General features: G+C 54.3%; 23 protein-coding genes and 1 pseudogene. 14 read left to right on the top strand and 10 right to left on the bottom strand.

Features of this window, described 5'->3' with window-relative positions:
* Positions 1-2 precede the first annotated feature (2 nt).
* The 6 genes from dctP (at position 3) to LG300_RS15715 (ending at position 5,616) form a co-directional block, all read left to right on the top strand.
* Positions 3-1,049, top strand: a complete 1,047-nt coding sequence (gene dctP / locus LG300_RS15740; protein WP_404376232.1) for a TRAP transporter substrate-binding protein DctP — start codon at positions 3-5, stop codon at positions 1,047-1,049.
* A 312-nt stretch (positions 1,050-1,361) separates the two neighbouring features.
* Positions 1,362-1,940, top strand: coding sequence for a TRAP transporter small permease (locus LG300_RS15735; RefSeq protein ID WP_404376231.1), 579 nt, complete (start codon positions 1,362-1,364; stop codon positions 1,938-1,940).
* Between the two features lie 28 nt (positions 1,941-1,968).
* A complete protein-coding gene (locus LG300_RS15730; protein ID WP_404376230.1) occupies positions 1,969-3,252 on the top strand; it encodes a TRAP transporter large permease in 1,284 nt (427 codons plus the stop codon).
* A 21-nt stretch (positions 3,253-3,273) separates the two neighbouring features.
* A complete protein-coding gene (locus LG300_RS15725; RefSeq protein WP_404376229.1) occupies positions 3,274-3,717 on the top strand; it encodes a universal stress protein in 444 nt (147 codons plus the stop codon).
* A 138-nt stretch (positions 3,718-3,855) separates the two neighbouring features.
* Complete coding sequence (locus LG300_RS15720) at positions 3,856-4,536, top strand: FKBP-type peptidyl-prolyl cis-trans isomerase (RefSeq protein WP_404376228.1); 681 nt, start codon at positions 3,856-3,858, stop codon at positions 4,534-4,536.
* Positions 4,537-4,539: 3 nt separating this feature from the next.
* Positions 4,540-5,616 carry a poly(3-hydroxybutyrate) depolymerase gene (locus LG300_RS15715; protein WP_404376227.1) on the top strand — a complete coding sequence of 359 codons (1,077 nt, stop codon included), beginning with the start codon at positions 4,540-4,542 and terminating at the stop codon, positions 5,614-5,616.
* A gap of 20 nt (positions 5,617-5,636) precedes the next feature.
* Here LG300_RS15715 and LG300_RS15710 read toward each other — a convergent pair whose 3' ends face one another.
* Entirely contained in the window at positions 5,637-6,242 is a 606-nt protein-coding gene (locus LG300_RS15710) for an SCO family protein (protein ID WP_404376226.1), read from the bottom strand.
* Positions 6,243-6,246: 4 nt separating this feature from the next.
* Positions 6,247-6,750, bottom strand: a complete 504-nt coding sequence (locus LG300_RS15705) for a hypothetical protein (RefSeq protein WP_404376225.1) — start codon at positions 6,748-6,750, stop codon at positions 6,247-6,249.
* A 122-nt stretch (positions 6,751-6,872) separates the two neighbouring features.
* Between LG300_RS15705 and LG300_RS15700 the strand changes: the two genes are divergently transcribed.
* The 3 genes from LG300_RS15700 (at position 6,873) to LG300_RS15690 (ending at position 9,722) form a co-directional block, all read left to right on the top strand.
* Positions 6,873-7,787: an AEC family transporter gene (locus tag LG300_RS15700; protein WP_404376224.1), complete on the top strand. Its 915-nt coding sequence runs from the start codon at positions 6,873-6,875 to the stop codon at positions 7,785-7,787.
* 312 nt (positions 7,788-8,099) lie between these two features.
* On the top strand, positions 8,100-9,101 hold the full coding sequence (locus LG300_RS15695) for a 2-hydroxyacid dehydrogenase (protein ID WP_404376223.1): 1,002 nt from the start codon (positions 8,100-8,102) through the stop codon (positions 9,099-9,101).
* 18 nt (positions 9,102-9,119) lie between these two features.
* Positions 9,120-9,722, top strand: a complete 603-nt coding sequence (locus tag LG300_RS15690; RefSeq protein WP_404376222.1) for a glutathione S-transferase family protein — start codon at positions 9,120-9,122, stop codon at positions 9,720-9,722.
* A 3-nt stretch (positions 9,723-9,725) separates the two neighbouring features.
* Here the strand turns inward: LG300_RS15690 and trmB are convergent, their stop codons facing one another.
* The 3 genes from trmB to thiS are packed head-to-tail and all read right to left on the bottom strand — an operon-like array spanning position 9,726 to position 11,531.
* Positions 9,726-10,475, bottom strand: a complete 750-nt coding sequence (gene trmB / locus LG300_RS15685) for a tRNA (guanosine(46)-N7)-methyltransferase TrmB (RefSeq protein ID WP_404376221.1) — start codon at positions 10,473-10,475, stop codon at positions 9,726-9,728.
* Positions 10,476-10,487: 12 nt separating this feature from the next.
* Positions 10,488-11,282 (bottom strand): thiazole synthase, encoded by a 795-nt coding sequence (locus tag LG300_RS15680; protein ID WP_404376220.1) that lies wholly within the window; start codon positions 11,280-11,282, stop codon positions 10,488-10,490.
* A gap of 27 nt (positions 11,283-11,309) precedes the next feature.
* Positions 11,310-11,531 (bottom strand): sulfur carrier protein ThiS, encoded by a 222-nt coding sequence (thiS, locus tag LG300_RS15675; protein ID WP_153843523.1) that lies wholly within the window; start codon positions 11,529-11,531, stop codon positions 11,310-11,312.
* Between the two features lie 142 nt (positions 11,532-11,673).
* Here thiS and LG300_RS15670 point away from each other — a divergent pair, with 142 nt between their 5' ends.
* Positions 11,674-12,054, top strand: coding sequence for a DUF423 domain-containing protein (locus tag LG300_RS15670; RefSeq protein WP_404376218.1), 381 nt, complete (start codon positions 11,674-11,676; stop codon positions 12,052-12,054).
* Positions 12,055-12,060: 6 nt separating this feature from the next.
* Here the strand turns inward: LG300_RS15670 and LG300_RS15665 are convergent, their stop codons facing one another.
* A complete protein-coding gene (locus LG300_RS15665) occupies positions 12,061-12,816 on the bottom strand; it encodes a glutaredoxin (protein WP_404376217.1) in 756 nt (251 codons plus the stop codon).
* Between the two features lie 170 nt (positions 12,817-12,986).
* Between LG300_RS15665 and LG300_RS15660 the strand changes: the two genes are divergently transcribed.
* Positions 12,987-13,427, top strand: a complete 441-nt coding sequence (locus LG300_RS15660; protein WP_404376216.1) for a DUF411 domain-containing protein — start codon at positions 12,987-12,989, stop codon at positions 13,425-13,427.
* A gap of 18 nt (positions 13,428-13,445) precedes the next feature.
* On the opposite strand, the gene LG300_RS15655 is transcribed toward LG300_RS15660, so the two are convergent.
* Positions 13,446-13,862 carry a PaaI family thioesterase gene (locus LG300_RS15655; protein WP_404376215.1) on the bottom strand — a complete coding sequence of 139 codons (417 nt, stop codon included), beginning with the start codon at positions 13,860-13,862 and terminating at the stop codon, positions 13,446-13,448.
* A gap of 139 nt (positions 13,863-14,001) precedes the next feature.
* Complete coding sequence (locus tag LG300_RS15650) at positions 14,002-16,176, bottom strand: malate synthase G (RefSeq protein ID WP_404376214.1); 2,175 nt, start codon at positions 16,174-16,176, stop codon at positions 14,002-14,004.
* A gap of 219 nt (positions 16,177-16,395) precedes the next feature.
* On the opposite strand from LG300_RS15650, the gene LG300_RS15645 reads away from it, so the two are divergent.
* Positions 16,396-17,364, top strand: a complete 969-nt coding sequence (locus tag LG300_RS15645; RefSeq protein WP_404376213.1) for an alpha/beta hydrolase — start codon at positions 16,396-16,398, stop codon at positions 17,362-17,364.
* On the opposite strand, the pseudogene LG300_RS15640 reads toward LG300_RS15645, so the two are convergent.
* A pseudogene (locus LG300_RS15640) lies at positions 17,361-17,918 on the bottom strand (ATP-binding protein); the annotation flags it as partial. The gene LG300_RS15645 and the pseudogene LG300_RS15640 sit on opposite strands and share 4 nt — an antisense overlap.
* Positions 17,919-17,970: 52 nt before the next feature.
* On the opposite strand from LG300_RS15640, the gene LG300_RS15635 reads away from it, so the two are divergent.
* Positions 17,971-19,233 carry a DNA cytosine methyltransferase gene (locus LG300_RS15635; RefSeq protein WP_404376212.1) on the top strand — a complete coding sequence of 421 codons (1,263 nt, stop codon included), beginning with the start codon at positions 17,971-17,973 and terminating at the stop codon, positions 19,231-19,233.
* 35 nt (positions 19,234-19,268) lie between these two features.
* Here the strand turns inward: LG300_RS15635 and LG300_RS15630 are convergent, their stop codons facing one another.
* The gene (locus LG300_RS15630) at positions 19,269-19,952 is read right to left on the bottom strand and encodes a SinI family restriction endonuclease (RefSeq protein WP_404376211.1); all 684 of its coding nucleotides are present in this window, start codon (positions 19,950-19,952) and stop codon (positions 19,269-19,271) included.
* Between the two features lie 111 nt (positions 19,953-20,063).
* Between LG300_RS15630 and LG300_RS15625 the strand changes: the two genes are divergently transcribed.
* Positions 20,064-21,746 carry a recombinase family protein gene (locus LG300_RS15625; RefSeq protein WP_404376210.1) on the top strand — a complete coding sequence of 561 codons (1,683 nt, stop codon included), beginning with the start codon at positions 20,064-20,066 and terminating at the stop codon, positions 21,744-21,746.
* Positions 21,747-21,766 lie beyond the last annotated feature (20 nt).

Below are 21,766 nucleotides of genomic sequence, written 5' to 3'. Positions count from 1 at the left end.
GCATGAAGGCAAGCAAGTTTGTTTCGACTCGTTCAATGACCACTAAGTTAATGACAACAGCGAGCGTCGGTGCTCTGCTGTTGGGTCTGAGCGCTACCGCTCAAGCGGATAACTGGCGTTATGCTCACGAAGAGTATGAAGGCGATGTGCAGGATGTGTTCGCGTATGCGTTCAAAGAGTACATCGAAGAGAACTCCGACCACTCGGTGCAAGTGTATCGCTTTGGCGAGCTCGGTGAGTCTGACGACATCATGGAGCAGACGCAAAACGGCATCCTTCAGTTCGTTAACCAGTCGCCTGGCTTCACTGGCGCGCTGATTCCAGAAGCGCAAATCTTCTTTATCCCTTACCTGTTGCCGACCGACGAAGACACCGTACTGGAGTTCTTCGACGAGAGTAAGGCGATCAACGAAATGTTCCCGGAGCTGTACGCGGAGCAGGGTCTTGAGCTGCTGAAGATGTATCCAGAGGGTGAAATGGTAGTCACCACCGACGAGCCGATTAGCTCGCCGGCAGACCTGGATAACAAGAAAATCCGCACCATGACCAACCCGCTGCTGTCGGAAACCTACGATGCCTTCGGTGCAACGCCGACCCCGCTGCCCTGGGGCGAAGTGTATGGCGGCCTGCAAACCGGTATTATCGACGGCCAGGAAAACCCGATTTTCTGGATCGAATCCGGTGGTCTGTATGAAGTGTCTCCGCACCTGACATTCACTGGCCATGGTTGGTTTACGACTGCCATGATGGCCAACCAGGACTTCTACGAAGGCCTGTCTGACGAAGATAAAGAGCTGGTACAGGAAGCGGCCAACGCGGCTTACGACCACACGATTGAGCACATCAAAGGCCTCGCCAATGAGTCGCTGGCTAAGATTCAGGAAGCGTCGGATGAAGTAACTGTGACACGCCTGAACGAAGAGCAGATTCAAGCGTTCCGTGAGCGCGCTCCGCAGGTGGAAGATGCGTTCCTTGAAATGACAGGTGAGCGTGGTGAAGAGCTTCTGCAGCAGTTCAAGGCAGACCTTGAAGCCGTCAGTAACAAGTGATGCACGGGTTAGCAGCTTTGCTGTAATGAAGTGACATCACAAAAGGGGGCAGCCAGCGCTGCCCCCTTTTTATTTTCAAGTGCTCATGGCAAGACATATAAACTGAGGGTACTCCGCCGGTTACAAAAAAATGCGCTTTCCGGCGGCATAACACAGAAAAATCTACGTATATCCAGCGTTGAAGCGAAAAGAGTCATTACCCATTACGCTACAAAATGAGCAAGGCCGAACATACTCCGTTCGGTAGTCAGTGAAGGGAAGAGCGCTATGCTAAACAGCTAGCGGCTACGCTGCATTAAGAGGAGAACGGCCATGTCCGAAGAAGAGTCCGAAAAGAACTACCGCTCCGGTTTACCCGGTATTCTAGGGGTGGTCGACACTGTAATTAGCAAAATCGAGGCCGTCATACTGGCGATGGGGGTTTTGCTAATGGCGCTGAATACGGTCACCAATGTTATTGCTCGCTTCATATTTGGCAATAGCATTATGTTCTCGGGTGAGCTGAACCGTATTTTGATCATCATGATTACCTTTGCGGGAATTGGCTACGCTGCCCGCCATGGCCGACATATTCGAATGTCAGCTATTTACGATGCACTTCCGGTAGGTGGCCGCAAAGTGCTAATGATCGGCATTGCGTTCTTTACCTCGCTAGTGATGTTTTTCCTGCTGTATTACTCGGTGGTGTACATCCTTGATCTCTACAGCAAGGGGCGCGTACTGCCTGCCTTGGGCCTACCTGTGTGGATTATTTACATCTGGGTGCCCATGGGCTTTCTGATTACTGGCATTCAATACATGTTGACCGCAATTAAGAACCTCACTACCCGAGATGTGTATCTCTCAACTGGGGTAGTGGATGGTTATAAAGACACCGAAACTGAAGTGTAAGGCAGGGAATGCACCCTAGGGGAACGCTATGACAACGATAATGGTAGTCACCATGATTGCCCTGCTGCTGCTGGGCTTTCCAATGATGATCCCGCTGATCACTGCCGCAGTGATCGGCTTCTATATGATGTTTAACGGCTTTGGCCAGATGGATACGTTGATCCAGCAGATGATGGCAGGTATCCGCCCTGCGTCGTTGATTGCTGTGCCGATGTTTATTCTGGCCGCCGATATTATGACCCGCGGGCAGTCAGCTAACCGGTTGATTGATATGGTGATGTCATTTATCGGCCATATTAAAGGTGGGCTGGCAGTCAGTACGGCTGCCTCTTGTACTCTGTTTGGGGCAGTATCTGGCTCTACGCAGGCAACGGTGGTGGCCGTGGGTTCGCCGCTTCGCCCGAAGATGCTGAAAGCGGGCTACTCTGATCCCTTTACCCTGGCACTGATTATCAATGCCAGTGATATTGCCTTTTTGATCCCCCCAAGTATCGGCATGATTATCTATGGGGTTATCTCGGGCACCTCCATCGGTGAGCTGTTTATTGCTGGGATTGGTCCTGGACTGCTGATTCTGCTTATGTTTTCGGTCTACTGCATCATCTATGCGATCGTAAAAGATGTCCCCACCGAGGCGCGTGCTAGCTGGAGAGAGCGTGCCACCGCCGTGCAAAAAGCGCTCTGGCCGTTGGGGTTTCCCGTTATTATCGTGGGGGGTATTTACGGTGGTATCTTTAGCCCCACTGAAGCGGCAGCAGCCTGTGTACTTTACGCAATCTTGCTGGAGTTTGTGGTATTTCGCTCGCTGAAAATGAGCGATATCTATGCAATTGCCAAATCGACGGGTCTGATTACTGCCGTCGTCTTCATTCTGGTGGCCGTAGGTAACGGGTTCTCGTGGATTATCTCTTTTGCGCAGATTCCCCAGGCCATCTTAGAAGCCGTAGGCGTTAACGACGCTGGGCCAACCGGTGTACTGATTGCTATCTGCGTATCGTTCTTTGTGGCTTGTATGTTCGTTGACCCTATCGTTGTGATTCTGGTGTTAACGCCCATTTTTGCACCTGCCATCGCAGCGACCGGGTTAGACCCCGTGCTAGTGGGTATTTTGATTACGTTGCAGGTGGCGATAGGCTCTGCAACGCCACCGTTTGGCTGTGACATCTTCACTGCCATTGCGATCTTCAAGCGCCCCTACTGGGAGGTGATCAAAGGCACTCCGCCGTTTATCTTTATGCTAATCCTGGCGGCGGCGCTGCTGATTATGTTCCCGCAAATTGCGCTGTTCCTGCGTGATGTTGCCTTCCGTTAAGCAGTCACAAGGAGAACACAGATGTTTAATCGCATTTTGGTCCCGGTCGATGGCTCCAAGGGAGCCATCGACGCGCTGGAGAAAGCGGTTGGCCTGCACATGCTAACCGGTGCAGAGCTGTATTTGCTGTGCGTGTTTAAGCACCACAGCTTGCTGGAAGCGTCGCTCTCTATGGTGCGCCCCAACAGGCTCGATCTTCCTGATGATGCGCTCAAAGAGTACGCCACGGAAATTGCCGTGCATGCTAAAGCGCGTGCTATTGAGCTAGGTGCCGATAGCGTGCGGGTGCGCGCCTTTGTCAAAGGCGGGCGACCTTCCCGCACTATCGTGCGCTTTGCCCGCAAGCGTGAGTGCGACCTGATTGTGATTGGTGCCCAGGGCACCAATGGCGAGAAAAACCTGCTGTTGGGTAGCGTATCTCAGCGCGTGGCGGGGGCTGCCCACTGCCCCACCCTGGTGGTGTAGCGTTCGTTAAACCTCCAGGCTCCTTCGTGGTCTGAATAACACCCACCGTTTCAGGTAATGCAGCCTGAAGCGGTGGGTGTTAGTCTTTGAGACACTCAACAACATTTGGCGCGCTGCGCCGCTGGATAAGGTTTTTTCATGAAAGCACTACTCTCTTCTACCGCGCTCACCGGCCTTCTACTGGTGGCTCCGTTTGCCGCCGCTGCCCCAGAAACCGACGAGCAGCGTCTCGCTTACAGCCTGGGCGTCACGCTAGGCGAAAGTATGCAGGCGGACATTGAAGATTTGGATATTGATACCTTTACCGATGGTATGCGCGATGTCTTCGAAGGCAACGAGCTGGCGCTGAGTGAAGAGGAGATGATGGAAGCGCTGATGGCTTTCCAGCAGCGCTCCATGGAGGCTCGCGAGCAGCAGGCCGCTGAGCTTGCCCAGGCAAACCTGGAAGAGGGGCAGGCGTTTTTGGCTGAAAATGCCGAGCGCGATGAAGTCGAGGTGACCGAGTCTGGCTTGCAGTACGAAGTGCTTGAATCGGGTGACGGCGCGATGCCTGGGCCGGAAGACACCGTAGAGGTGAACTACGAAGGCATGCTGCTGGATGGTACCGTCTTTGATAGCTCCTTTGAGCGTGGTGAGCCGGTGAGCTTCCAGGTTAACCAAGTCATTGAAGGCTGGCAGGAAGCCCTACAGCTTATGAGCGTTGGCGATAGCTGGATGCTCTACATTCCCGCTGATCTTGCCTATGGCGAGCGCGGCCAAGGCCCGATTGGCCCCAATGAAATGCTCACGTTCCGTGTTGAACTGCTAGGCATCGAGTAAATCATGGGTATGGCTGTACGTCAGCGCCGCCTTATGGCCGCGCTTATCGTGTTGGGCAGCAGCGCTGCCCTCGCCCAGGAAGCGCCCCCGGGCCTGCCCGCGTTGGGGGCTGCTAGCGAGCAAGCCAGCGTGGTGGGTGTCTCCTCGGGGGGCTATATGGCAACCCAGTTGGCGGTCGCCTGGCCTGAGCGCTTTAGCGGAGTTGGCGTGCTGGCTGCAGGCCCCTGGAGCTGTGCCCAAGGGGCGCTAAGCCTAGCCCTTAACCAGTGCATGATGACGCGCCGTGGCCTGCCGTCCCCAGAGGAGCTGGAGCAGCGGCGTGAGCGTTACGCTGAACTGGGCCAGGTGGGCAGCCAGGAGGCGCTGGGTCAGCTACGCGCCTTTGTATGGCATGGCGATGCAGATGAGACGGTCTCACCCGCATTGGGCGACCTGCTTGCCCAGCAGTGGCAGCGCTGGCTGGCAAACCCAGAGCAGCAGCTGCGCTACGTGCAGCGGGAAAACACTGGGCACGGCTGGCCGGTTGCGATGCCAAAAGATGCCCCTATCGATCCACAGTCGCTGGGTGATTGCCACAACGGCGGCGGTAGCCATGTACTGGCCTGCGGCGAAGACGTGGCTGGAGAGATGCTGGCCTGGCTCTATCCCGAGCGCGAGGCTAACGCTAGTGAAGGGGAACTGCTGGCCTTCGACCAGTCCGACTTCGCAGTAAAGGGCTTTGCCGATACCGGCTACCTGTTTGTGCCCGAAGCCTGCGAAGCGGGCGGCTGCCCGGTAACGGTGGCGCTACATGGCTGCCAGATGAATGCGGATGCCATCGGTGAGACATTTGTGCGCTACAGTGGCTTAAACCGTTGGGCCTCTGAGCATGGCCAAGTGGTGCTTTACCCCCAGGCCGAAAGCAGCATGGCTAACCCGCAAGCGTGTTGGGACTGGTGGGGCTTCGCTGAAAGTACCTGGCAGCTCAATCCACTGCACGACACCCGAGAAGGCACCCAGGTAAAGGCATTTATGGCAATGCTGGATCAACTGCAAGCCACCCTCGACACAGGGGCGGCACGGGCAGAAATGGCCGAGTAACGCTAGCACCCTTTTGGGGATTAGCTGCCAAGCTCACTCTCCAGCGCCGACACTAAGCCGTGGGGCGTTGGAGAGTAGAGCACCCGCTGTAAAATCTCCCCTTTACGATTGACCAAAAACAGCGAGGCGCTGTGGTCGATGGTATACGCCATGGCGGATTCCGGCGCTTCTACCCGCCGCCAAATCACTCCATAGCGTTCGGCTACATCGGTGAGCTGCTCTTGGCTGCCCACTAAACCGATAAACTCACTGCCGAAGAACTGCATGTATTCGCTCATCCGGGCGAGCGTATCGCGCTCTGGGTCTACCGTAATCATGATGGGCACTACCCGATCACGTTGGGCATCGCTGAGTTGCGCTAGCGCTTGGCGCTTTACCGCTTGGTTCATTGGGCAGACATCGGGGCAGTAGGTGTAGCCAAAGGAAACAATGGCGATCTCGTCATTGCTTAGCTGGGTGAGGGAGAAGTCGCCCTGGGTAGAGGGCATGGCGATAGGGCCGCCTTCAGGCTCGCTGTCGCTTTGGCCGATGCCAAACCGGTAAAGGCCGATGGCGGTAACGCACAACAGTATGGCCAGCACCCCCAGGCCGAGCCATAGCGGTTTGCGTTTGGTGGATGCGGCCATGCGCTTAGCTCCTTGTAACGTCGAAATCGAACCAGCTACCCAGCTTGCCGTCGGGGGTATCCAGCACCACCCGTGCCCGCCAGGGCATAACCTCCTGGGTGCAAACCCCAACTTGGCCCTGGCCGTGGAAGTGCCCTGGTGCAGTGGCGGTTAGCGCAAAGCGGTTTAAACCCATATCCATGCCACGGCCAATAAAGTCCACCGTCACTTGGCTGGGGGTGACGCCTTCCACCTCGACATCTAAAGGCAGCACTTCAAGCGCTTCGATGCGGCCATCGGCATCAATGGCTAAGGTTAAACGACCCTTATCCCCCAGGGTTGCTGAACAAGGGCTAGTGTGCAAGTTGCATTCACCATTGGAGGAGAACCACACAATATCGCTATCGTCGCGTAGCCAGTTGGCAAACACGTACCATGTGCACGCGGCTAGCGCTAGGCCGGTGATAAGGATAAGCGCTTTCAACACTGGAAAACCCGTAACGTCGACAGGTTTAGGCAAATTCTTCATGGCAGAATAGTCGCTACGCAGGCCATTAGGCGGGAAAGTGTGTTTCAGGGTATCCGTTTTATGGTAACAGCTATCCCGCAGATGTCGCTGTGCTGGGATGTCGCACTTAATAAGGACGTATCATGGAGAGCATTACCGGAGCACTAGGGCCACTGTTTTTGCTGATTTTATTAGGCGCAGCCCTGGGCTATGGCCGCTGGCCAAGCGTCGATTTTTGGGCGCAGATGGAAAGGCTGATCTACTTTGCGCTGTTTCCTGCCATGCTGGTCGGTACCCTAGCTACCGCTGATGTGGGTCAAGTGCCCGTAGGCCGATTAGCGCTGGCGCTGCTGGGGGCAATGGCCCTGTTTGGTCTAGCCCTATGGCACTTCCGTGCAGGGTTACGGCTAAACCCAGCGGCCTTCACCTCGGTATTTCAAGGTGCTGTGCGCTTCAATACCTACGTCGGCGTGGCAGGGGCGGCAGCGCTGCATGGCTCGCTGGGGGCCACAACGGCTGCGGTCGCCGTGGCGCTGATGGTGCCCGTGGTGAACGTTATGTGCGTGGCCAGCTTTGTGGCGGCGGGCACGCTGGGTCGCGCAAGCCTGGGTAAAAGCGCGCTAGCGCTGGCGAAAAATCCGCTGATTTTGGCTTGCTTGGCAGGGATTGGGCTGAATCTTAGCGGCGTTGGCCTGCCCGGCTGGAGCGAAGATACCGTCACGTTACTGGGACGCGCAGCACTACCGCTGGGCCTAGTGGCCGTGGGGGTCGCGCTTAAGCCCATGGCGCTGCTGCGTATTGACCGAGGGGTGATTGCTACTAACGCCATTAAGCTACTGTGCATGCCAGCATGTGTACTGCTGTTAGCGTGGCTACTGGGGCTCGACCCCGTCAGCCGGGACGTCGCGCTGCTGTTTGCTGCGCTACCCACGGCCACCTCGGCATACATCCTTGCCCGCCAGCTGGGCGGCGATGCGGAATTAATGGCGGCCATTATCACCGGGCAAACACTGCTTGCCATGCTGACGCTGCCGTTTTGGCTCAAATTAGTCAGCTGATATAAAAATAAATAAAAAGTATTCGCATTTGTGTTGACGAGGTAAATGAGAATGATTATATTGTGTTTGTCAGCGTTTGATGAGCCGCTGGCAACCACGACAGCGACTAGGCAGTTCAGCGCCGGTACCCTGTCATGGTTTCTCCCTCTCATTGCTAGTCACGGTCTTTTGCCGCTCCCTTTGGAGCGGCTTTCTTTTTTCTAGAACGCCAAACACCTTTTGTTGATGCCAGCCAAGCTTTTTCCGCAAGATTTGTGCAGATAATAGGGGCTATTGCCTATTCTGATGACACTATTGCTGGGAGCCTTCGCCATGCGTATCGCTGTGTTTAGCGCTAAGCCTTACGACCAAACGTTTCTGACCCGCGCCAACGCTGCAGGGCGCCATTCGCTGAGTTTTTTTGACGCGCGGCTCACTGCCGATACCGCACCGCTAGCTTCAGGGTTTGAGTGCGTGTGCGCATTTGTGAATGACCACCTGGATGCGGCGGTGCTGGAGCAGCTTCACCAAGGCGGCACTCGGCTAGTGGCGCTGCGCTCGGCGGGGTTTAACCACGTGGATTTGGCCGCAGCAGAGCAGCTGGGAATCACCGTAGCGCGGGTGCCTGCCTACTCGCCCCACGCCGTGGCGGAGCACGCGGTGGCGCTAGTAATGAGCCTGAACCGTATGACCTTTCGGGCCTATAATCGGGTGCGGGAGGGCAACTTTGCCCTCGATGGCCTGCTTGGGGTTGTTCTGCACGGCAAAACCGTGGGGGTGGTGGGCACAGGCCATATTGGGCTCATCTTTGCCGATATCATGCACGGGTTTGGCTGTCGCATCGTGGCCTACGACCCTTACCCAAACCCTGAGGCTAAGCCGTTTGTGGAGTATGTATCGCTGGAGTCGCTCTACGCTCAGGCGGACATCATTTCCCTGCACTGCCCGCTCACGCCCGACACCGACCACCTGATTAACGCAAGCGCCATTGCCCAAATGAAGCAGGGCGTCATGCTGATTAATACGGGCCGTGGGCGGGTAGTGGATACCCAGGCGGTTATCGCGGGACTCAAAAGCGGCCATATTGGTTACTTAGGGCTGGATGTGTACGAAGAGGAGGAGCAGCTCTTCTTTGAAGATCTCTCCCATAAGGTGATCGACGATGATCAGTTTATGCGCCTGACCACCTTCCATAACGTGCTTATCACCGGCCATCAGGCGTTTTTTACCCAAGAAGCGCTGACTAATATCGCCGAGACGACCCTTGCCAACATCGACGCCTTCGAAAGTGGTAGCGGCACGCTGCATCGGGTGGTTTACGATAAGCGCACGTAACCGATCAGCGAGGCCTCTATGCAGCTCTATCTCAATACCTCTTCTCCCTACGCCCGCGTCGTCCGGGTGTGCTTGTATGAAAAAGAGCTAATGGAGCGCACCGAGCTGTGTTGGTGCGACCCGTGGGCAGCGGATAGCGAGCTTTTAAAGATTACCCCGCTGAGCCGTATTCCGACGCTAGTGACGGAAAGCGGTGAGGTGCTAACCGAATCGCTGCTGATTGCCCAGTATCTGGATGCCGTGGGCGAAGGCGCGAAGCTGCTACCGACGGATGGTTTAGCGGAAACCCTGGCGCTGGCGGGGTTGGGGCAGGGCTTAATGGAGGCGGCGTTCAACGTGGTGATTGGCCGTAAGCATGGCGGGCCAGACGTGGATGAGACGCTGTTAGGAAGCCGACGGTTAAAAGCGATTGAGCGCACGCTGGTCACGCTGGATGCGCACCCTAGCGTGCTGGCTGGTCATACCCAGCGCACGCTTGGGGCGATTGTGGTCGCTGTCGCCCTGGCTTACCTCAGCTTTCGCTTACCGGCCTTTGATTGGCCGAACCGCTTTCCACGGCTGCAGGCGTGGTGTGCGAAGGTGACCGAGTGCGACAGCTTTGTGCTAACGGCGTTTGAGTAAGCGTTACGCTTCCCGCCGGTAAATCAGATCCCACACGCCGTGGCCGAGCTTTTCGCCGCGGGCCTCAAACTTGGTGAGCGGGCGGAAGGCCGGGCGGGGCACGTAAGGCGCGGTCTCGGCGGTGGCGGTGTTGGCGTAGCCGGGGGCGGCTTCCATCACTTCCGCCATCCACTCAGCGTAGGCTTCCCAGTCGGTGGCCATGTGGAACGTGCCGCCTAGCTTTAGGCGCGTGCGAATCAGCTCCACGAACGCAGGCTGGACGATGCGCCGTTTATGGTGCTTCTTCTTCGGCCACGGGTCGGGGAAGAATAGCTGCAGGGTGGTCAGTGAGCCTTCGGGCAGGCACTGCTCCAGCACTGCCAGGGCGTCTTCCCGGTAAACGCGCAGGTTGGTCAGGCCGCGTTTATCCACTTCATCGAGCAGTTTGCCAACGCCGGGGGCGTGCACTTCGATTCCGATAAAGTCGGTATCCGGGTGGGTTTCGGCCTGCTTGATCAGCGAGTTGCCCATACCAAAGCCAATTTCCACCACGCGGGGGGCTTGGCGACCGAACAGGGCGTCTAAATCCTGGCGGCCATCGGCAATGGTCAGCCCAAGGCGCGGCCACACTTCTTCCAGGCCGCGTTGTTGGGCTTGGGTCATGCGTCCAGCGCGAATCACATAGCTTTTAATGCCACGGCGGTGCAGCGGTGCATCGGCACTTTCGGGGCCGGTGGTGTTGCTCTCGGGCGCGGTGTCGTTCGTATCGGTCATGGTGTCTCGGTATCAGCCGTTGATTCGGCCTGCAAAAGGCGAAGAGGGGTCGGCACTTTGGCGGCGCGGCATGCGGCCTGCCAAGAACGCATCGCGGCCAGCCTCCACAGCTAGCTTCATGGCGCTGGCCATGCGCAGCGGGTCGCGGGCGTGGGCAATAGCGCTGTTGAGCAGCACGCCGTCGCAGCCTAGCTCCATGGCCATGGCGGCATCGGAGGCCGTACCAATGCCTGCATCCACCAGTACCGGCACGCTGCTCTGCTCCACGATCAGGCGAACGTTATGCGGATTTTGAATGCCGTGGCCCGAGCCAATCAGCGAGCCCAGCGGCATGATGGCGCAGCAGCCCATGGCTTCCAGTTCTCGTGCCACAATCGGATCATCGCTGGTGTACACCATTACGTCGAAACCGTCGGCCAGCAGGGTCTCGGCTGCTTTGAGCGTCTCGACCACGTTAGGGTAGAGCGTGTGGTCATCGCCCAGCACCTCCAGCTTGACGAGGTTGTGGCCATCCAGCAGCTCGCGGGCTAAGCGGCAGGTGCGCACGGCATCTTTCGCGTTGTAGCAGCCAGCGGTATTGGGCAGCAGGGTGTACTGCGTGGGCGAGATAACGTCGAGCAGGTTCGGCGCGTCGGCATCTTGGCCAAGGTTGGTACGCCGCACGGCAAAGGTGACGATTTCGGCACCGCTCTGGGCAATGGCAGCACCGGTTTCGGTAAAGTCTTTGTACTTGCCGGTGCCTACGAGCAGGCGGGAGCTAAAATCACGTCCGGCAATGGTGAACGGTGTATCGGTCAGTTGCGTCATAGCGATTCCTTAAAAAAGCACCGGCAGCTAGCCGCCGCCAATAGCGTGGACCACTTCGATCTGGTCGCCTGCGGCCAGCGGGGTCGCGGCCAGTTGGCTCTTGGGCACAATCTGTTCGTTGATTTCGACAGCGATACGACGCCCGCCAAGGCCAAGCTGTTCCACTAAATCAGCAGCGGTGAGGCCAGCGGTCATGGCGTAGGGTTCGCCGTTGAGCGTAAGCTGTATCGACTCATTGGGGGTAGACATAAACAGTAAGCACCCTGGTGGATGAGGCAAAACGGCCCCTATTGTAGCGGTTTCGCCCCGTGCAAGGTATGCAACAGCATGAATATCTCAATGATTAACGGCGCGGCGATTCGTCGCCAACATGGGTAAAAAGGAGTAGAGCGTGCAGCGAAGCGACAGGCTGTGGTGGTGTGTGGTGGCGCTTTCAGGGGCAGTTATGGTGATGCTGGGGGCCTACGCCGCCCACGGGTTAGCGGCACGCACCAGTGCTGCCATGGTGGATATCGTGGAAACTGGCGTGCGCTACCAAGCGTGGCACACCCTAGCAATGCTCGCGGTGCTGGCTTGGCGCAGCCACCGCCCGCATCTTGGCCAGCAGGTCGTACTGGCACTATGGGCGTTGGGCATCATAGCCTTTGCCGGTTCGCTCTATCTGATGGCGCTGGCGGGGCTGAGTGTTGGCATCGTGACGCCGATCGGCGGGCTGCTGCTGATGGCCGGTTGGCTGGCCCTGGGCGTCACGGCGCTGCTTAGCCGCTCCTAATCGATGTTAGCCCAGTAGCATGCGCAGCGGCATCCACAGGCCCATGCCGATCATCACCAGGTTTTCGGTGAGCGAGACAAAGCCCAGCGGTACGTTGCTGTTGCCGCCCACGCAGGCGCACTTGAGTTCGCGCTTGTCGATGTATACCGCTTTGAACACCGACACCGCGCCCACGGTGCCGACGAATAGCGCCAGCGGCGCGGCCACCCAAATCAGCGTGCCGGCCAGCATCAAAAGACCGGCGGCCGTTTCGGCGTAGGGGTAAACGTAGCTGTAGGGTACATAGCGTTGGGAAAGCAGGTCATAGTTGAGAAACATGGTGCTGAAACTCTCGATATCCTGCAGTTTCTGCAGGCCCAGCAGCACCATGGCGGTGGCTACGGCGTACTCTGGCAAGCGTGGTGATACCAGCGTGCCCTGAGCCGCCCAGCTCACCGCCAAGCCGATCAGCAGCGCGACGGCAAAAATCGCCAGCACCGGGCGGTAGGTAGTCTCTTTGGCATTGGGAACACTCATCCCCAGGTGCTCGCGCAACGCTTCGTAGCCGCCGATCCGTTCCCCGCCGATATATACTTGAGGCGTGGTATCGACGCTTTCCCGCTCTTTAAATGCGTCGATCTCCTCGCGGGAGGTGAGGGTGTGGTCGTCAACCGCATAGCCTTTGCGCTTGAGCAGGTCGACAGTCTTCAAACCGAACGGACACATATGCTCGGCGGTTTTCATCCGGTAGACCTGTGCGTTGCGTTGGGTCGTCGATGCCATGATTCACCTCCTTATTCGTGAATTATTACTTGTCCTACACACAAGCCTAGAACCCAATGCCACCCATAGGTCAACTTTTTCGGTTTGCGAGGGTAGGTTGAGCGCTTGACCTATGGGTTACCCATAGGTTGTAAGCTTTTGTTCATCCAATCATGTGAAAGGAGATGGTTATGAAACGTAAAGCCACGGCCCTGCTAGTCTCTGGTGCATTAATGCTGGGCGCTTCTGCCGCGCAGGCAGCGCTGCCTGCCGAAGCGACACTCTATAAAAACCCTCAATGCGGCTGTTGTGACGAGTATGCTCGCCATTTGGAAGCGCTGGGCATTGATGTGACCATTATCGATAACGTTGAGCTGGGCGAGGTGAAGCAGCAGGCGGGTGTGCCTTACGGGCAGGGCTCCTGCCACACTATCGAAATTGGCCAATACTGGATTGAAGGGCATGTGCCGATGGAAGCGGTCGAGGCGCTGTTCGAGCAGCAGCCCGACATCGATGGCATTGGCTTAGCCGGTATGCCGATTGGTACGCCAGGAATGCCTGGGCCCCAAAGCGAACCCTACAACGTTTATGCGTTTAGCGATCAAGAAGCCCAGCCGTTTATGACGCTTTAATGAGATAGAGCGCAAGCGCTAAGCCTTATCCGGCAGCGCATAGCTAGCGGTGACATGCACCACGGGGCGCGTGTCATCGCTGGCGGAGAAAATCTGCACTTCGCCCACCGCCAAGCGGCGGCCCAGCTTAATCAGCTTGGCGTGGGCGATAATATCGTGATCGCCGGAGGCCGCCCTTAGAAAGTGGCAGTTGAGGTCGCTGGTCACGGCCATCGCTTCGGGGCCAATTTGGGCCAGTATCGCCACATACAGCGCCACATCGGCAAAGCCCATCATGGTAGGGCCCGAGACTCGGGGGCCAGGGCGCAGGTGCTCATGGCCAATGTTTAGACGCATGGTGGCACACATCTCTCCTACGCTCTCTACCCTGCCCATCCGCTGGGGAAAGACCTCGTCCAGGAAGTACTCAATCTGCTCGACGTTCATGACGGTCATTGTTGTTATTCCTCGCTATTTTCTTATAGGCACATTAGGGCCTTCAGCGCCACTTTGCTTTGACGTTAACGTAAACCAGCATAAATAAAAAAGCCCCAAGGCGCGAGCCTTAGGGCTGGGTGGCTTTAAGCGATTGGGCTTATTTAGCCTTGTGTACCTGGCGCCATGCGTGCAGGAGCGGCTCGGTGTAGCCAGACGGCTGTACGCGGCCCTTGAACACCAGGTCAGAGGCAGCTTTGAACGCGGTGGAGCTTTCAAAGTCGGCGCTCATGGCCGTGTAAGTGGGGTCGCCAGCGTTCTGCTCGTCAACTACTTTCGCCATGCGCTTGAGGGTTTCCTCTACGCGGGGTGCATCAACGATGCCGTGGTGCAGCCAGTTGGCAATGTGCTGGCTGGAGATACGCAGCGTGGCGCGGTCTTCCATTAGGCCGACGTTGTGAATATCCGGCACCTTGGAGCAGCCGACGCCGTGTTCCACCCAGCGCACGACGTAACCCAGAATACCCTGGCAGTTGTTATCCAGCTCTTGCTGAATCTCTTCATCCGACCAGTTGGGGTTTTCCGCTACCGGCACGGTGAGCAGGTCGTCCAGGAAGTCCGGCTCGCCTTGGGCTTCCAGCTCGCGCTGAACGTCGTTCACGTTTACTTGGTGGTAGTGCAGCGCGTGCAGGGTCGCCGCCGTGGGGGAAGGTACCCACGCAGTATTGGCACCGGCTTTCGGATGGCCAATCTTCTGCTCCAACATGCTGTGCATCAGGTCCGGCATGGCCCACATGCCTTTACCAATCTGGGCGCGGCCACGCAGGCCACAGGCCAAACCGACCTGCACGTTGTTCTTCTCATAGGCGGTAATCCACGCAGCGCTCTTCATATCGCCTTTGCGAACCATCGGGCCTGCTTCCATGGCGGTGTGCATCTCATCACCGGTGCGATCCAGGAAGCCGGTGTTGATAAACACCACGCGGGAGGCGGCTTCGGCAATACACGCCTTGAGGTTGACCGTGGTGCGGCGCTCCTCGTCCATGATGCCCATTTTCAGGGTGTCACGGCTCATGCCCAGGATGTCTTCCACGCGGCCAAACAGCTCGTTGGAGAACGCGACCTCTTTGGGGCCGTGCATCTTCGGCTTGACGATGTACACTGAGCCAGCACGGGAGTTGCGCGGCTGGTCGGCATCTTTTTTCAGGTCGTGCAGGGCCAGCAGCGAGGTTACCACCGCGTCCAGAATACCTTCCGGCAGCTCGTTGCCGTTCTCGTCCAGCACCGCAGGCGTGGTCATTAGGTGACCCACGTTGCGTACGAACATCAGCGAACGGCCCGGCAGCGTGACGGTGTTACCGTCGGTAGTTTGCCAGGTGCGGTCGGCGTGCAGTTTACGGGTGAAGGTTTTACCGCCCTTCTCGATGCTCTCTTCCAGGTCGCCTTTCATCAGGCCGAGCCAGTTGCGGTACACACCGACTTTATCCTCAGAATCCACCGCCGCAACGGAGTCTTCGCAATCCATGATAGCGGTCAGCGCGGCTTCAACCACCACGTCTTTGACGTGGGCCGGGTCGGTCTTGCCGATGGGGTGGTTGGCATCGATCTGGATTTCCAGATGCAGGCCGTTGTTAGCCAGCAGAATTGCCTCCGGCGCAGAGGCATCGCCGTTGAAGCCAATCAGCTTGCCGGCATCCTTCAGGCCGGTTTCACGGCCACCTTCCAGGCTGACGACCAAGTGGCCGTCGCGAATGGCGTACTTCACCGCATCCCGATGGGAGCCGGTGGCCAGCGGAGCCGCACGGTCTAGCACGCCACGGGCGTAAGCGATCACTTTCTCGCCGCGCTTCGGGTTGAAGCTGGTGCCTTTTTCCGCGCCGTCCTCTTCGGAGATGGCGTCGGTGCCGTATAGCGCATCGTACAGGCTGCCCCAGCGGGCGTTGGCGGCGTTCAGGGCGTAGCGGGCGTTGCTCACCGGTACGACCAGCTGCGGGCCGGCTTGAATCGCCACTTCACGGTCGACGTTAGCGGTGGTGGCTTTTACGCTGGACGGTGCATCGGCCAGGTAGCCGATCTCTTTCAAGAAGCTGCGGTAGGCGGGCATGTCACGAACCGGACCGGGGTTTTCCCGGTGCCAAGCGTCCAGCTTCTCTTGCAGCGCGTCGCGCTCTTCAAGCAGTTGGCGGTTTTTCGGGGTCAAATCGTGGAACAGAGCATCGACACCGGCCCAGAAGGCGCTTTCGTCGACGCCGGTGCCCGGCAGAGCCTGCTCGTTGATGAAACGGTCCAGGTCGGCTGCCACCTGTAAACGGTGACGCGTGATACGCTCGCTCATGGGGTTCTCCTGTGAAGGTGCCCGTGGTTGGTTTGAGTGCCACGGTCAGGGTAAAAGCTAATTTATGGAAAATACTTCCACACCTGCGCGGGCATGTAAACAGCGTAGACCCTAAAGCGGTAAAATGCTCGACCAAATGATGAGAGCGGGCACCACTGCCGCTGTCATTGTGTGCTGTTATTCAGCCCATGGAAGTGTGGCGTTCACGGAGAGACGTTGATGCATAATTTCCAGCACTTGGAAGGCCTGTTTCGGCAGGCGCAAGGTGAGTCGTCGCTCTCCCGCTTGACACCGGGCGATGCGCTAACGGAAGCGGTGCATGACTACTTTCGCCACTACGGCCTAGAGGCGCTGCTCAACGACACCAGCGACGTACACGCGGGGTTTATCGATACCGGGCGGTTCGCGCTGTGGTGCCAAGTGTGGAGCCCGCCTGCGCCCACCGGCACTGCGTTTGTGATTCATGGCTACTTTGATCACCTGGGCCTGTATCGCCACCTGCTGAAATGCCTGCTGGCCAAAGGCTGGCGCGTGGTGCTGTGGGATTTACCCGGCCACGGGCTTTCTAGTGGCCCCCGGGCGGAAATCGAAGACTTCGACGACTACCAGCACTGCCTAGCGCACTTGCAGGAGGCGCTGCAAACCCAGAAAATGGCGCCGAAACCGTGGCTAGGCGTGGGCCAAAGCACCGGCGCGGCGATTTTAGCCACCGATGCGCTCACCCGCCGCGATACCGCCGGTTGGGCAGGCATTGTGCTGCTGGCCCCGCTGGTACGCCCCTGGCGCTGGAGCCAGGCCAGCTGGCTGCATTTAATCGCCAGCCCCTTTGTCAAAGAGCTGCCGCGTAAGTATCGTCCCAACTCCACCGATGAGCAGTTCACTGCCTTTCTACGCGACCAAGACCCGCTACAGCCAGAGCGCCTAAGCGTGGCCTGGATTACCGCCATGCGCCGCTGGATGCCACGCCTGCTGGCGCGGGAACCCAACCCGCTGCCGACGCTGATTCTGCAGGGTGAGCAGGACCTGACCGTGGATTGGGAGTGGAACCTCGCCATTTTGGCGAATAAATTTCCCAATGCGGAGATTCACCGCCACCCAGAAGCGCGTCACCACCTAGTGAACGAAGCCGAGCCGATTCGCCAAGTGCTGTTTGAAGCGCTCGATCACTTTATCGAGAGCGTGCACTAAGCCCCCTTCAACAGCCGATCCAACTGCCGGTAGCCGATGGCTTCGATGAAATGCGGCTGGGAGGGTTTGGGTTCGCCCTGCAGGTCGGCCAGGGTGAGCGCGACGCGCAGCACGCGGTGGTAGGCGCGGGCGGAGAGCTTGAGCTTTTCCAGTACGCCTGCCAGCCAGACGCGCTCTTCATCGTTAAGAGCGCAGGCGGCTTCCAGCGCTTTGCCGCTAAGCTGGCTGTTGAGCGCGCCCCGGGCCATTTGCCGCTCCCGAGCGGCCATGACCCGCTCGCGCACTGCGCTGGAGGGTTCGCCCTGTGTTTGTGCGGTGAGCTGTTCCGGTGGCAGCGCGGGCACTTCCACTTGCAGGTCGATGCGATCCAGCAGCGGGCCAGAGAGGCGTGCTTGATAGCGCTGAATTTGGCTGGCGCTGCACTGGCAGCGCTGGCGCGGGTCGCCCAGGTGCCCGCAGGGGCAGGGGTTCATCGCGGCAACGAGCTGAAATTGAGCAGGATATCGGCGTTCATGGCTGGCACGGGATAGATGTATTTCCCCAGTTTCGAAAGGTAGGGGTTATTATCAAACAAGCAGGAAGGTAATATCCCAGTTGGGAAATGTTATGATGCTGTGCCAATTTCTGCTTGTGGCAACAGTTTCCGAGCTTCTTTTTGACTTTTTAAGGTGTATGACATTGAAACCCGTTCTTTTAAGTTTTTTTAGTGGTGCTATGGGCTTAGATATTGGCTTAGAAAAAGCTGGCTTTAAAACTGTTTTGTCCTCAGAAATAGATAGTTCTGCACGACAAACCATACAAAAGAATAAGCCGAACATCCCCTTACTAGGTGATATAAGGAATTACACAAAAAAAGATATATTGAGTGAAGCTGGTATAAATAATAGTGAGGACGTGGATTTGATAGCAGGGGGCCCCCCGTGCCAAGCATTTTCGACTGCTGGGAAAAGATTAGGACTTGAAGATGAACGAGGTAATGTTTTTTTAAAATATTTAGATTTATGTTTTGAAATCAGGCCAAAATATTTTGTTATTGAGAACGTTCGTGGTTTATTATCCGCTGCGTTAAAACATAGGCCTCATGATAAGAGAGGTGATCTGTATCCACCTCTTGAAAGCGAAGAACAACCGGGTGGTGTTCTACACTATATTATTAGAATGATAGAAGATGCAGGATACTCATATTCTTTTAATTTGTATAACGCTGCTAACTTTGGTGTTCCACAATCACGAGAGCGAGTAATTATAATTTGCAGTCGTGATAAAAATAGAGTTCCTTTTCTTGCTCCTACCCATTCTAATGATAAAAAATATGGCCTATTACCTTGGGTAACATTTAGAGAAGCAACAAAAGAATTAGATGAAGAGCAAGATTATATACCCTTTCCAGAAAAAAGATTAAAATATTACAATATGTTGACAGAAGGGCAAAACTGGAAAAATCTACCTGAGGCTTTGCAGGTTGAAGCGCTAGGAAAGGCTTATTATCTAGGGGGAGGAAAAACAGGCTTTCTTCGTCGAGTTGCCTGGGATAAACCTTCACCTACTCTTGTTACGCATCCAGCTATGCCAGCTACTGATTTGGCACACCCTGTGGAGAATAGGCCGTTATCTGTTCAAGAGTATAAAAGGCTCCAACAATTTCCTGATTCTTGGATCATTGAAGGGAAATTATTACAGCAGTATAAACAACTTGGAAATGCTGTTCCAGTTGGATTGGGTGAAGCTATAGGTAAAGCTATAACTAATCATATGAATGGAAAAGAAGAAAAATCTATCGAGGGTTTTAAGTATTCAAGATATAAAAACACTTCGGATATAGATTTTCAAAACAAGTTTTCAGACATAAAACAAGCAAATCTGTTTTAAAAGGGCCTGCCATTTTACAAGCCCTTTTAGACTGCTTACTGGAGATAAGTATATAGGAACTGTATGAAGTTTTCTTCAGATAGCCCATAACCTTGCATCAAATGTGGGACGTTATGCCAATTGGTTTCTGGTCTCTTGGAGAAAGTTCTAAACCATTTTTCAATAGTAGTTCCATTGCGTATAGCTGAACTTGATGAGTTCTCGGAGTTGTCACGGTTTTTAATTTGCAATGCATACCACTGATTTTTGCTTTGGTCATACATTATGAAGTCAACTGCTTTCACCATATCGCCACAGCACCAGCTCCAACCATGGGGACGAAGTTGTGAGTCTAGATAGCGTTCTAATAGTGAACCAACCGCATTTTCAGCACACATCGCATACTGATGATCCAGAATGGTCTGTTGCATGCCTTGAGGGTAGCCAAATGCTAACTGCATCACGATTGACAGAGCAGGGTCTGGGCAGGTTGAAGGATGTGCTGGGTGGTCGTTGCGCACATATGCATCGAAGTATTTTTTGGCTAGCATGCCAATATCGTTATCACTCATTGTGGCCACGTCAGGTTTCAGCTTGGCGCGCCAGGAAAGAGCATCTGGATTTATATGTAAAAAAGCACAGTTATCGGCAAATGCTCGCGCAATATGCGCCTGTTCATTTTGTGGTATACCGTAATTTTTTGCCCAATTTAAGCCAATTTGGTATGCATTTTGCAACATTGTGTTCCCTGCTGTTTGTTTCGTGGGATAGGCAGCATACCAGAAATAAAAAAATTATCTAAGTTGGCAGAGCTTTCTAAAAAAATCCTTATATTACAATTGGATAGTGATATGACAATCGCTGTAGCTTATGTTAGGTACTCCACGGCCGTCCAATCTGAAGGCGATTCAGTCGATAGGCAAACAACTCCACTTGAGGCTTTTGAGAAAAAGTTTGGTGTTAAAGTTCGTGACATATATATAGATGAAGGCGTTTCATCTTACAAAGGCGAAAACATTAAAAAAGGCAAGTTTAAAGAAATACTAGATGAAATAGATAACCAGGTTATATCAAGTGGAGATTATCTTGTAATAGAGAGCATTGATAGAGTTAGTCGCCAGGCTCTAAGTAAAACCACTAGTATTTTATATGGCATCCTTGATAAAGGAATAAATATATATACTACAAGCGATGAACATTTATATTCTATCGAGGACTATTCTAAAGATTTTGAAAACTATTTAATGATGGGGTTAATTGCAAAGCGTGCTAACGAGGAAAGTGAGACTAAAAGTAAACGTAGAAAATCAGCTTGGAACAAAGCAAAGAGATTGGCCGAAGATGAAGGAAAGGTATTTACCAGCTCCAATAATGTCCCTTATGGATTAACTGTAACAGAAGATGGTAGGCTTGAAATAGTTGATGAAGAAGCAGATGAAATACGAGCAATTTTTGAAAGCTTAAAATATGTTGGTGTTTTAAAAACAATAAGAGAAGTGAATAAATGGTCAAAAAGGAAATGGGCCTCTAAGCATATAGCTTATATGCTAAAGTCTAAATACCCAATAGGAGTTTATAGAGCTAGTAGAAGAGAGAATGGGAAGAAAGTTTTTGAGCATAATATAGAAAATTACTACCCTAAGATTGTTGACGAGGATGTTTTTTACAACGCTGTATCTGCAATGCAGGATAGAAAGAGAAAAACGCACTATGGTAACGAAAGTGTTGGAAGTTTAAATATATTTAAACATTGTGTAAAGTGTGCTGAGTGTGGTGAAACAATGTCTTTTACAAGGGGGAAAAACCCTTCTGGAAATCAATATGCTTATTTTAGGTGTAGCCGAAAAAAAGAAACGGCAACCGGTTGTGAAGAACAGTCCTTCCGCTTTGACTACGCAGTTGGAACGCTTCTGATATACTTGAAAATAATGTTTGAAAAACATTTGCGTGAACAAGAGTTTAAAATGTCTAGCGCTAGTGTATCAATAGACTTACCTGAGACTTATTTTTCTAAAGAAGCTATTGAAAAACAAAAGTTTGCCAACGCATCAAGTATGTTGATGCTTGAAATGACAAGGAAAAAAGATGGCGAAGCTAATAAACAACAAGAAGCCATAAGGATTGAGCTAGTTAAAGAAAAATCTATGTTGAGAGATTTAGAGGACTCCGCTAAAAAATATGGAGGTAAACTGCCACACTTTGTGATAAGAAGTATGGTTGAACAAGAAGATAAAATCTTAATGCTCAATAAGAAAATGGATGAACAAATATCTGAGAAGGAGTCCCTTGAAGTGGTTGATTTTAACCATTTTGTTGAGATGTTGAAATATGAAAAAAGTAGACAAAAAATCAACAAGTTTTTCAAAGATAATAATTTTGTTTTTAGTTTTCATTATGCACGAAAATATAGACGCGTTGATATGTTTGTCAAAAAGGATGGAATAGAGGTGGTTGGGATTACAGAGAAGTTTAATCTACATCATCCATTAAAAAACTTCGGTATTAAAAATATCAATGATTATTCTACACAATAGCTCTTCCTCAAGGTAGGTTT

The sequence above is a fragment of the Vreelandella aquamarina genome (genome assembly GCF_044805175.1).
Classification (GTDB): domain Bacteria; phylum Pseudomonadota; class Gammaproteobacteria; order Pseudomonadales; family Halomonadaceae; genus Vreelandella; species Vreelandella aquamarina_B.
Note: the sequence above shows the minus strand (reverse complement) of the source record. Positions and strands in the feature narration are given on the sequence as shown.

Coding starts and splice junctions, on each gene's coding strand:
- LG300_RS15625 (WP_404376210.1), top strand. CDS start 20,064: ATGACAATCGCTGTAGCTTATGTTAGGTACTCCACGGCCGTCCAATCT.
- LG300_RS15630 (WP_404376211.1), bottom strand. CDS start 19,952: ATGTTGCAAAATGCATACCAAATTGGCTTAAATTGGGCAAAAAATTAC.
- LG300_RS15715 (WP_404376227.1), top strand. CDS start 4,540: ATGGGTATGGCTGTACGTCAGCGCCGCCTTATGGCCGCGCTTATCGTG.
- LG300_RS15710 (WP_404376226.1), bottom strand. CDS start 6,242: ATGGCCGCATCCACCAAACGCAAACCGCTATGGCTCGGCCTGGGGGTG.
- LG300_RS15650 (WP_404376214.1), bottom strand. CDS start 16,176: ATGAGCGAGCGTATCACGCGTCACCGTTTACAGGTGGCAGCCGACCTG.
- LG300_RS15695 (WP_404376223.1), top strand. CDS start 8,100: ATGCGTATCGCTGTGTTTAGCGCTAAGCCTTACGACCAAACGTTTCTG.
- LG300_RS15730 (WP_404376230.1), top strand. CDS start 1,969: ATGACAACGATAATGGTAGTCACCATGATTGCCCTGCTGCTGCTGGGC.
- LG300_RS15725 (WP_404376229.1), top strand. CDS start 3,274: ATGTTTAATCGCATTTTGGTCCCGGTCGATGGCTCCAAGGGAGCCATC.
- LG300_RS15660 (WP_404376216.1), top strand. CDS start 12,987: ATGAAACGTAAAGCCACGGCCCTGCTAGTCTCTGGTGCATTAATGCTG.
- LG300_RS15735 (WP_404376231.1), top strand. CDS start 1,362: ATGTCCGAAGAAGAGTCCGAAAAGAACTACCGCTCCGGTTTACCCGGT.
- LG300_RS15705 (WP_404376225.1), bottom strand. CDS start 6,750: ATGAAGAATTTGCCTAAACCTGTCGACGTTACGGGTTTTCCAGTGTTG.
- LG300_RS15655 (WP_404376215.1), bottom strand. CDS start 13,862: ATGACCGTCATGAACGTCGAGCAGATTGAGTACTTCCTGGACGAGGTC.
- LG300_RS15645 (WP_404376213.1), top strand. CDS start 16,396: ATGCATAATTTCCAGCACTTGGAAGGCCTGTTTCGGCAGGCGCAAGGT.
- LG300_RS15700 (WP_404376224.1), top strand. CDS start 6,873: ATGGAGAGCATTACCGGAGCACTAGGGCCACTGTTTTTGCTGATTTTA.
- LG300_RS15680 (WP_404376220.1), bottom strand. CDS start 11,282: ATGACGCAACTGACCGATACACCGTTCACCATTGCCGGACGTGATTTT.
- LG300_RS15690 (WP_404376222.1), top strand. CDS start 9,120: ATGCAGCTCTATCTCAATACCTCTTCTCCCTACGCCCGCGTCGTCCGG.
- dctP (WP_404376232.1), top strand. CDS start 3: ATGAAGGCAAGCAAGTTTGTTTCGACTCGTTCAATGACCACTAAGTTA.
- LG300_RS15635 (WP_404376212.1), top strand. CDS start 17,971: ATGATGCTGTGCCAATTTCTGCTTGTGGCAACAGTTTCCGAGCTTCTT.
- LG300_RS15665 (WP_404376217.1), bottom strand. CDS start 12,816: ATGGCATCGACGACCCAACGCAACGCACAGGTCTACCGGATGAAAACC.
- thiS (WP_153843523.1), bottom strand. CDS start 11,531: ATGTCTACCCCCAATGAGTCGATACAGCTTACGCTCAACGGCGAACCC.
- trmB (WP_404376221.1), bottom strand. CDS start 10,475: ATGACCGATACGAACGACACCGCGCCCGAGAGCAACACCACCGGCCCC.
- LG300_RS15720 (WP_404376228.1), top strand. CDS start 3,856: ATGAAAGCACTACTCTCTTCTACCGCGCTCACCGGCCTTCTACTGGTG.